Genomic DNA, 9,361 nt, shown 5'->3' with positions numbered 1-9,361 from the left:
GCACCACCGCCCGCTGGAGCGACCCGGCCGCGGGCGCCGTCCGCGCGGCGGTCGTCCTGCGCGACTCGCCCCGGGGGCTGGTCGAGTGGGGCGTCGCCGCGCACGCCGAGCGCGGCTGGACGCACCGCGCCGTGGCGCCGTGCGTGCGGCTCGGCATCGACCGCCAGCACATCTGCGACTCCGGCGGGCTGCCGGTGACCGGCGAGCCGCTGAAACTGTTCCCGCTGGACGGCGTCCAGCCGGACGACGGGGCCGAGGACGAGCGGCTCGCGCTGGTCGCGGGCAGCCTCGGGCATCCCGAGCGCAGCGTCGGCGTGCTGGTCGTGTCGCTCGACTCCCGCAAGGCGCTGAGCAGCATCGACACGCTGTTCCGGGTGCACTGGCCCGGACTGCTGAGCGTGGCCGTGGTGATCGAGCCGGGCCGCCGGGTGCTGGCCGGGCTGCTGCCCGAGCGGGCGATCCCGGCGGGCGGCGCGCGGTACTTCGGGTCGTCCGGGAACGCCGAGGACGACACGACCTTCACCCGCGCCGCCGTCCGGGACCGGCACGGCCTGCTGACCGCGCTGCTCGACGACACGCTGGCCGCCAGGTCGGGCGCGTCCCCGGAGGGCGTCGCGGCCGACGCGGCGACCCTGCTGAACGAGCATCTGCCGCGCCGGCTGCGTCCGAAGGTCCCGCCCCCGGCCGAGCCGCCCGAGGAGGAGACGATGCCCGCTGTGTCGGAGTCCGCCGAGTCCCTCGCGGCGGCCGGTGAGGAGCGGGCGGCGTCCGAGCTGGACCGGCTGCGGTCCCGCCTCGCCGAGCTGGAGTCGGTGCTGGCGAGCTCCGAGCGGCGGACCAAGCGGCAACTGACGCTGCTGCGGGACGAGGCGTCCGCCGCCGAGCAGGCCCGGTCGCAGGCCGAGCAGCACGCCGACCACCTCGCCGGGCAGCTCGCGGACGCGCTCACCGAGCGGGACCTGTTCGAGGAGGCGCTGGACGACGCGGAGGCCGAACGCGACGCCGCCGTCCGGGACCGGGGGGTGCTGGCGGCGCGGCTCGCCGACGTCGCCCCGGCGGTCGCGAGCGCGCCGCCGCCCGCCGCGTCCGGCGACCGGGTGCCGGGGTCGTTCGAGGCGCTGATCGCCGAGATCGCCGCGCGCCACCCCCTGCTGGTCCTGGACGACCTGGACGGGTCGCTGGCGGCCGCGCTCGACCCGCATCCGAAGGCGGCGTCGTGGCGGCGCAAGGCGCGGGACGCGCTCACCACGATCGACGCCTACGCGCGGGCCAAGCAGCGGGCCCGCCGGGCCGGGACCCCGCCCGGCCCGCACCTGTCGGACCTGCTGGCGTTCGTCCGCTCGGGTGCTCCGGGGACGCTGATCAGCGCGAACATCATCGCGCTGGCGGAGTCGGACCGGGTGGAGCACCAGGAGAAGTTCCGGCAGGCGCGGATGTTCCCGGTGCGTCCGGCGACGCATCCGTCCGGCCGGGCCTGCTTCACGGCCCACATCAAGCTCGAGCGCTGCAAGCCCCCCGCCCCCCGGCTGCACTTCTTCGACGACACCGACAACACCGGGCTGATCTACATCGGGTACCTGGGTCCGCATCTGGCGACCGGCCGGACGAACTGACCGGTCACCCGGCCGGGGGATCGGGGCGTGTGTCGTCCGGTTCCAGGGCCGGGTCGGCCCAGAAGGCGAGCAGTTCGATGCCCGTCAGGGCGGTGTAGGGGGCGGGTGGGGGTGTCCGGCCCGTCCGCATGGCCCAGAGGGTGACCAGGGACAACGCCATCCGGTCGGCGTCGGGTGGGGCCGGGTCCCCAGGTTCGGGGCCGGGGCCGGGGCCGGTGGCGGTGGTGGGGGCGGTGTCGGGCTCGGTGTCGGCTGTGGCGCCCGGTTCGGCGCGGGGTGCGGCACGCAACGCGGGACCTCCGATCGGGCGGTGGGCGGATTCCGTTCCGGCTCACTCTGCGGCATCGCCCGGGTGCGAATCGCAGTTTTCGGGCAATCTCGGACAGCTGGGATAGATCCCCCGGATGCCGTCGGTATCCGGGGATTCCGTCCGGGAATCCGGCCGGGAATGTGTCAGCTCGCCGGAAGGACGGGCGGGCCGGGTGAGACGATGGCCCTGCGCCCGCCCCGACTCGCCCGAATGGACCGGCGAATGCCCGATCCCGACCAGCAACGGCACCCCTGTGGTGCGGCCGTCGAGGCCCTGCGGCGCAACCTGCGCCTCGCGGGCCGGCCCACGCTCAACACGCTCGACCGGCTGTCCCGGCGCCTCGAGGGGCAGCGGGTGCACGGCGTCACGGTCATCGGCGTCCCGCGATCGACGCTCAGCGACCTGTTCACCCTGGTCCCGGCGCGGCGGCCGCGCCGCGAGAAGGTCGAGTCGGTCTGGGCCGTGATCCACGCCCACGCGCTCGACAAGGGCCAGGACGTCTCGGCGATGGTCTCGCTGGACGAGCTGCGCGACCTCTACGACCGGTGCGTGCCCGCCGAGGCCGTCCACACGGAGGACGCCCCGGCCGACCCGAGCACGGCGGGCGGCGGCATTGCGTGGGACGACGCGGCGTGGGACGGCAAGGCGTGGGACGGCGCGGGGCGGAGCGTGCCGCCCCGGCCCCGGGCGTTCCCGGTTCATCGTGACGCCGACCATGTCGCCCCCGCCTGGCACGCCGCGTCCGCGCCGTCCGCGTCCCTGGTGACGACGCGTCCCTGGCCGGACGCGCCGCCGGTGACGGCGTCCGGGAGCGGGTGGAGTCCGGGCCAGGTGCTCGCCGACGCCGAGCTGCGCGCGGATCACGCCTGGTGGCGGGCCTACGACGACGTCGTGGCCTCGCACGCGGCGCTGTACCTGACGCTGGAGCCGGAGCTCGCCGACATCCGCGTGTTCGCGCCCGCCCGCGTCCCGGACCTGCTGCTCGCCGCGGACTACGCGCGGCACGCGATCCTGCTCGACACGCCGGACATCGACCCGGACGAGCTGCGCCGCCGCGTCGAGCTGCTCGCGTTCCGGCAGGACGTGCTGCACCGGCCGCGTCCGCCCCGGCTGTGGGCGATCATCGCCCGGCGCGCCCTGACCCTGGACGTCGGCGACGTCGCGGCGCGCCGCGCCCAGCTGCGGCACCTGATCGGGATGGCGGGACGTCCGGGCGTGACCGTGCAGGTCCTCGACGACGAGGAGACGGGGTCGGCCGTCGTGGACGGCGCGGTCACGGTGATGCGGTTCCCGGACCGCGACCGGCCCGACCTGGTGCGGGTGGAGCAGCCGGGGACGGCGATGTACCCGGCGGAACCGGGCGTCATCTCGCACTTCGTCGCGCAGCACGGCCGGCTGCTCATCCGGGCGCACCCTCCGGAGCGGACCCCGCCCCTCCTGCACGCCCTGCTCGGCGACCCCGCCTGACGAACCCTGCGTGACCGAGCCCTGCATGACCGAGCTCTGTCTGACCGAACCCTGCGTGACCGGACGTCCCTGACAGGCTTCGGTCAGGGAACGGCCCGGCGGACGTCCGCTTCTGCTGAGATGGGGGGCTCAAGGGAGGCGGATCATGAGCGACGACGAGCACGAGATCCTGGCCGCGGCCGAGAAGGACCTGATGGGCGACATCGACACCACGGTCCCGCACTCGGCCCGGATCTGGAACTACTGGCTGGGCGGCAAGGACAACTTCCCCGTCGACCAGCGCGCGGGCGACGACTACACGGCCGTGTACCCGGCGATCGTGGACCTGGCCCGCGCGTCCCGGGCGTTCCTCGGACGCGCCGTCCGGCACCTGGCGGGGGAGCGCGGCGTCCGGCAGTTCCTGGACGTCGGCACCGGCCTGCCGACCGAGGGCAACACCCACGAGATCGCGCAGGACGCCGCGCCCGACAGCCACATCGTGTACGTCGACAACGACCCGCTCGTCCTCGTGCACGCGCGCGCCCTGCTGACGAGCCGTCCAGAGGGGGCGACGCACTACATCGACGCGGACCTGCACGACCCGAAGGACATCGCCGAGCGGGCGCGCGAGCACCTGGACTTCGACCGTCCGGTCGCGCTGATGCTGATGGGCATCCTCGGGCATGTCGAGGACCACGACGAGGCGCGGTCGATCGTCGCGCGGCTGCTCGAGCCGCTGCCGCCCGGCAGTCTCCTCGTGCTGTACGACGGGACGGCGACCGACCGGGCGTTCCTCGAGGCGCAGCAGGGCTACGACGAGACCGGCGCGGTGCCGTACCGGCTGCGGCACCCCGACCAGATCCGGGAGTTCTTCACGGGCCTGGACGTGCTCGATCCCGGCGTCGTCCCCTTGCAGATGTGGCGGCCGGACGCAGGCGGCGACCGGCGCGCGGTCGACGCGTACTGCGGTGTCGGCCTCAAGCCGTAGCGGACACGGTCAGAGGCGGGCGCGCATGCTCTCGCAGACGCCGTGGACGTCGCGGACGTCGTGTCCGCCGACCGTCCCGGTGTAGGTGCCGTACAGCTGGAAGTAGTCGATGGACGCGGCGACCATCTGGTGCTTCACGGCCTTGCGCCCGACCGGCTCGAACGTCACGTCCAGGCGGCCGTCGGCGGACGCGACGCGCCACTTCGCGAGCGGCGCGTCCGACTCGGGCGTGAAGGTGATGTCGGCGAGGGGCTCGGCGCGCGGGCCGTCCGCTCCCGGCAGCCAGAGGCAGGACTCCTCCTCGCTGCCCGGGACGGTCGGCCGCCGCGCGAAGTTCGCGCCGACGATCCCGTCCGGTGTGCGCTGCGCGAACGTGCCCCACAGCCAGCGCGTCCGGTACGGCAGGAAGGTGTGGTGCTCGTCCAGGATCGCCATGTCCCGGTCGGGTTCGAAGCGGTAGACGCGGTCGCCGACCCGCAGCACGCCGCTCACGGGCAGGACGAGCTTGTGGGTGTACATCGCGCCGCCGGGCAGCGGCGCGCTGACCGACAGCGGCGCGGTCCCGGCCGATCCGTCGAGTTCGAGGTCGCCGGTCAGGGCGGGTGTGTCGCCGGTGGCGGGCGCCTCGATCCGGATCCGGTGCAGCCCGTCCTGTTCCTGGAGGTCGTAGCCGATCCGCAGTCCGCGCCGTCCGAACTGCATCCGGTTGCCGTAGAGGGTGGCGGGAAGTGCGGCCGAGCCGCCGCGCGCGGTCGCCGCGTACTCGGTCAGCGCGCCCGTCGCGGCGTCGTACACGTAGCTCTCGGAGCTGGCGAGGTAGTGCGCGTCCTGGATGATCATCGAGGACCACGCCTCGGGATGGACGAGCGTCCAGCCCACCCACTGCTTGAGCCGCAGCCGGCGCAGCGCGCGCGGCGCCGCGGACGGCGCGTCCAGCGGGTTCACGACGGCGGGCCGGGCGGCCATCCGTCCCCAGCGGCGGCGGCCGTCCTCGACGAGCCGGTCCGTCGCGTCCACCACGTGCCGATCAGTCATTCCCGCCCCTCGCGTCCCGGTCGGGCGACCATACGCCGCCCCGCCGACCCCACGCCAGACCTCCCCGCGTGTCGCTCCGCGGGCCGCGGTGGCCGGGGCGGACGTGTCGTGGCCGGGGACGCCGGGTTCCACTCCGCGTCGGTTTCAGCGGTGGTGCCGGGTCTCCCTTGGCCTGGACGGTCAGCGGGGGAGGAGGTCGGCGAGGGGGACGGCGGGGTCGGCGAGGGCGGCGTGGTCGATGGCGGTTCTCGCCTGGATGAGGTGCTGGGTGTGGTCGGTGACGTCCCAGACGTTGACGTTCATCGCGGCGGTGATCAGGCCGTACTGGAGCCAGAAGGCGATGAACTCGCGGGCGCCCAGGTCACCGCGGATGATCACCTCGGTGGTGTGGGCGGGGTCGGGGAGGCCGAGGTACTCCATGCCCAGGTCGTACTGGTCGGTGAAGAAGTAGGGCAGGTTGTCGTAGCTCGCGGGCTTGCCGAGCATGCCGCGGGCGGCGACCGCAGGCTGGTTCAGGGCGTTGGCCCAGTGCTCCACGCGGACGTGCCGTCCGAGCAGGGGGTGGTAGGCGTTCGCGATGTCGCCGACGGCGAAGACGTCCGGGTCCGAGGTGCGCAGGTCGGCGTCGACCGTGATGCCGTCGTCGACGTCGAGCCCGGCGGACTCCGCCAGGCCGACGTCCGGGGCGGCGCCCACGCCGACGACGACGGTGTCGGCGTCGAGGCGGGTGCCGTCGTCCAGGACGACGCCCGAAGCGGTGATCTCGCTGGTCCGGGTGTTGAAGGCGAAGTCGACGCCGTGCTCGCGGTGCAGGGCGGTGAAGACGTCCGAGACCGGCGGGCCGAGGACGGCCGACAGCGGCGCCGGCTGCGTCTCGACGATGGTGACCTGGGCGCCCGCGGTGCGCGCCGCGGCGGCGGTCTCCAGGCCGATCCAGCCCGCGCCGACGACCACGACGCGTCCGGACGCGGCGAACGTGTCGCGCAGGCGGTCGCTGTCGTCGACCGTCCGCAGGTAGTGGACGTTGTCGCCGTCCGCGCCCGGGACGGGCAGGCGGCGCGGGGTGGAGCCGGTCGCGAGCAGCAGCCGGTCGTAGCCGATGCGGTCGCCGTCGCTGAGGGTGACCTGGTGCCCGGACGCGTCGACGGCGGTGACCTCGGTGCCGAGCCGCAGGTCGACGTCGTGGTCGCGGTACCACGCCTCGTCATGGACGAAGATCTTGTCGCGTTCGCTTCCGCCCTGGAGGTACTCCTTCGACAGCGGCGGACGCTCGTACGGCAGGTGCCGCTCCCGGCCGGCCAGCACGATCCGGCCCTCGTAGCCCTCGTCGCGGAGCGCCTCGGCGCCCTTGGCCGCGGCCAGGCCGCCACCGGCGATCACGATCGTCGCGGGATGCGTCATCGGGTCGTCACTCACAGTTCGGACGTTACACCCGGGGCGTGGGCGCCGGGGAGGGGGCTGCACGGCTTTGCCTGGGGAGTATTGACTGGTCAGGGGCCCGAGGCAAAGACTTGACGTGCAGGAGGGGGTGGAGATGTCCGATCCTCTGCGGCAGGCGAAGCGTCCGGTGACGCCGCTGTCCGGCCCGTACGGGCACCCGCTGCACCCGGCCCTGGCGACCGTGCCGATCGGCGCGTGGACGGCGAGCCTGGTGTTCGACGTGGGGTCCCGGCTCGTCCACGACCCCTCCTTCCTGACCCGCGGCTCGCTCTGGCTGATCGCCATCGGCGTGTTCGCCGCCCTGGCCGCGGCCATGTTCGGGTTCCTGGACCTGCTGGTGATCGCGGCGGGGACGCGCGCGTTCCGCATCGCGCTGCTGCACATGGCGCTGAACCTCGCCGTCACCGCCGGGTACGGCGCCGGGTGGGCCTGGCGCGCGCTGAGCGACCACTACGACCAGGTGGAGGGCGGGCAGATCCTGTTGTCCGCCGTCTGCCTGGTCGTCCTGGGCTGCTCCGGGTACCTGGGCGGCAGGCTCGCCTTCCGCTACGGCGTCCGGGTCGCCGACGAGACCGCCCAAGCCGAGGGGTTCACGGTCACGAAGCGACTCTGAGCCCGTCCGATTCCGATCCACGGGTCGGCCCTGCCGGGGTTCCGACCCGGCGAGGAGGCCGAAATGGCTGTCGCCGCCCTCATCGTCTGGCTGCTCACCGCCCTGGGGGGATCCACCATGCTGGGCCTGTGGCTGGCCCGCGGCGGGATGCGCGCCCCCGTGGACGCCCCGCCGACGCGGCTCCCGGTCCCGGTGCTCTTCGGGCACCTGGCGCTCGCGGTGATCGGGCTGGTCCTGTGGATCGTCTACATGGTCTCCGATGCCACCGCGCTCGCGTGGATCTCGCTGATCGTCCTGCTGGTCATCGCCGCGCTCGGGTTCGCGATGCTGGCCCGCTGGCTCCCGGCGCACCGCGCCGCCGCCCATGGCGGGGCCGCGCCGGCCGAGCCCGGTCCGCCCGAGCAGGCCATCCCGCTCCCGGTCGTGGTGGTGCACGGGTTGTTCGCTGTTGTCACGATTATTCTGGTACTGATCGCCGCGATCGTGAGTTGAGGGAGAGCCGCGTGGAGCTGACGGTGGTGACCGTCCCCGGGTGTCCGAACGGTCCTGTGCTGGAGGAACGGCTCGCGCGGGCGCTGGACGGCGGGCCGCGGGCGACCGTCCGGCGGCAGGAGGTCCGGACCGAGGACGAGGCGGAGCGCTGGGGCATGCACGGTTCGCCGACCCTGCTGATCGACGGCCGCGACCCGTTCGCCACCCCGGATCTGCCCGTCGGCCTGGCCTGCCGCCTCTACCCGTCCGAGGCCGGCGGCCGCCGGGAGGGCGCGCCTTCGGTGGAGGCGATTCGCGCGGCGTTGAACGGGGCGTAGCGTGTGACCTACATCATATAGGCTGGGGCGACGGATTTCGGGAGGCCGGACGGTCTTGATGCGGACCGAACCGAGACCGTCCAAGGAGAACCCGATGTCCGGCCCGTCCAGCACCACCACCACCGCTGTCGTCACCGGCGCGAGCCGGGGCTTCGGGCGCGCCATCGCCGCCGCCCTCGTCGCGCACGGCGCCACCGTCGTCGGCATCGCGCGCGGCGAGCGGGACCTGCGCGCCACCGCCGACGACCTCGGCGACCGCTTCGTCCCCGTCGTCGGCGACGCCACTGACGAGGACCTCGCCCGGCGGATCATCGCCGAGCGCCGTCCGGGCCTGCTCGTCCTGAACGCCGGGTCCCGTCCGCATGTCGCGCCCGTCCAGGAGCAGACCTGGGAGACCTTCAGCGACCCCTGGAACAACGACGCCCGGCAGGCGTTCACCTGGGCGAAGGCGGCGCTGCTCGCGCCGCTCGCGCCGGGGTCGGTAGTCGTCGGCCTGTCGAGCGGCGCGGCCCTGGGCGGGTCGCCGCTGAGCGGCGGGTACGCGGGCGCCAAGGCCGCCGTCCGGCACGTCCAGCGCTACGCGGCGGGCGAGTCCGACCGCGCGGGCCTCGGCCTGCGGTTCGTCACGCTGCTCCCGCACATCACGCCGACCGGCGTCGGCTCGGACGGCGTCGACGGGTACGCGGCCCGCGAGGGCATCACCCGCGACGCGTTCATCGAGCGCCTGCACCCCGTGCTGACGCCCGACCTGGTCGCCAAGGCCGTCCTCGAAGTGGCGGACGACCCGGGCAGCGGCCCCGAGTACCTCGTCAACGGCTCCGGCCTGCACCCGATCGACTGACCCGCACCCGATCGACCGAGCGGAGGGACCCGCGATGCCGTCGCGCGCCGAGTTCGCCGTCCTGACCGAGCCGTACCGCCGGGAGCTGTTCGCGCACTGCTACCGGATGCTCGGCTCGGTCCACGACGCCGAGGACCTCGTCCAGGAGACCTACCTGCGGGCCTGGCGCGGGTTCGACGGGTTCGAGGGACGGTCGCCGGTGCGCCGCTGGCTGTACCGGATCGCGACCACGGCGTGCCTGAGCGCGCTTGCGGGCCGGGCCCGGC

Annotated in this window: 11 protein-coding genes; 8 read left to right on the top strand and 3 right to left on the bottom strand. The window is 74.2% G+C overall.

Annotated features, from left to right (window positions below):
* Positions 1-1,613, top strand: a 1,613-nt coding sequence (locus EBO15_RS44855; RefSeq protein ID WP_122199960.1) for a hypothetical protein, incomplete at its 5' end; no start/stop codon positions are given.
* A 4-nt stretch (positions 1,614-1,617) separates the two neighbouring features.
* Here the strand turns inward: EBO15_RS44855 and EBO15_RS41660 are convergent.
* Positions 1,618-1,902, bottom strand: a complete 285-nt coding sequence (locus tag EBO15_RS41660) for a hypothetical protein (protein WP_122199959.1) — start codon at positions 1,900-1,902, stop codon at positions 1,618-1,620.
* A 243-nt stretch (positions 1,903-2,145) separates the two neighbouring features.
* Here EBO15_RS41660 and EBO15_RS41655 point away from each other — a divergent pair, with 243 nt between their 5' ends.
* Entirely contained in the window at positions 2,146-3,390 is a 1,245-nt protein-coding gene (locus EBO15_RS41655; RefSeq protein WP_122199958.1) for a DUF5753 domain-containing protein, read from the top strand.
* A 145-nt stretch (positions 3,391-3,535) separates the two neighbouring features.
* Positions 3,536-4,357 carry an SAM-dependent methyltransferase gene (locus EBO15_RS41650; RefSeq protein ID WP_122199957.1) on the top strand — a complete coding sequence of 274 codons (822 nt, stop codon included), beginning with the start codon at positions 3,536-3,538 and terminating at the stop codon, positions 4,355-4,357.
* A 9-nt stretch (positions 4,358-4,366) separates the two neighbouring features.
* Here the strand turns inward: EBO15_RS41650 and EBO15_RS41645 are convergent, their stop codons facing one another.
* Together EBO15_RS41645 and EBO15_RS41640 are read right to left on the bottom strand one after the other, a co-directional pair.
* Positions 4,367-5,392, bottom strand: coding sequence for a DUF2804 domain-containing protein (locus tag EBO15_RS41645; protein ID WP_122199956.1), 1,026 nt, complete (start codon positions 5,390-5,392; stop codon positions 4,367-4,369).
* A 180-nt stretch (positions 5,393-5,572) separates the two neighbouring features.
* On the bottom strand, positions 5,573-6,808 hold the full coding sequence (locus EBO15_RS41640) for an NAD(P)/FAD-dependent oxidoreductase (protein WP_233616838.1): 1,236 nt from the start codon (positions 6,806-6,808) through the stop codon (positions 5,573-5,575).
* Between the two features lie 118 nt (positions 6,809-6,926).
* Here EBO15_RS41640 and EBO15_RS41635 point away from each other — a divergent pair, with 118 nt between their 5' ends.
* The 5 genes from EBO15_RS41635 to EBO15_RS41615 all read left to right on the top strand — a co-directional run.
* Positions 6,927-7,445 carry a DUF2231 domain-containing protein gene (locus tag EBO15_RS41635; protein WP_122199962.1) on the top strand — a complete coding sequence of 173 codons (519 nt, stop codon included), beginning with the start codon at positions 6,927-6,929 and terminating at the stop codon, positions 7,443-7,445.
* A 63-nt stretch (positions 7,446-7,508) separates the two neighbouring features.
* Positions 7,509-7,937, top strand: a complete 429-nt coding sequence (locus tag EBO15_RS41630; protein WP_122199954.1) for a hypothetical protein — start codon at positions 7,509-7,511, stop codon at positions 7,935-7,937.
* 11 nt (positions 7,938-7,948) lie between these two features.
* Positions 7,949-8,254 (top strand): thioredoxin family protein, encoded by a 306-nt coding sequence (locus EBO15_RS41625; protein ID WP_122199953.1) that lies wholly within the window; start codon positions 7,949-7,951, stop codon positions 8,252-8,254.
* A 94-nt stretch (positions 8,255-8,348) separates the two neighbouring features.
* Entirely contained in the window at positions 8,349-9,095 is a 747-nt protein-coding gene (locus EBO15_RS41620; RefSeq protein WP_122199961.1) for an SDR family NAD(P)-dependent oxidoreductase, read from the top strand.
* A gap of 34 nt (positions 9,096-9,129) precedes the next feature.
* On the top strand, positions 9,130-9,361 hold a 232-nt coding region (locus EBO15_RS41615), incomplete at its 3' end, for a sigma-70 family RNA polymerase sigma factor (RefSeq protein ID WP_122199952.1).

The organism is Actinomadura harenae, assembly GCF_003696215.1.
Classification (GTDB): domain Bacteria; phylum Actinomycetota; class Actinomycetes; order Streptosporangiales; family Streptosporangiaceae; genus Spirillospora; species Spirillospora harenae.
This window is presented reverse-complemented; position numbering and strand designations above follow the sequence as displayed.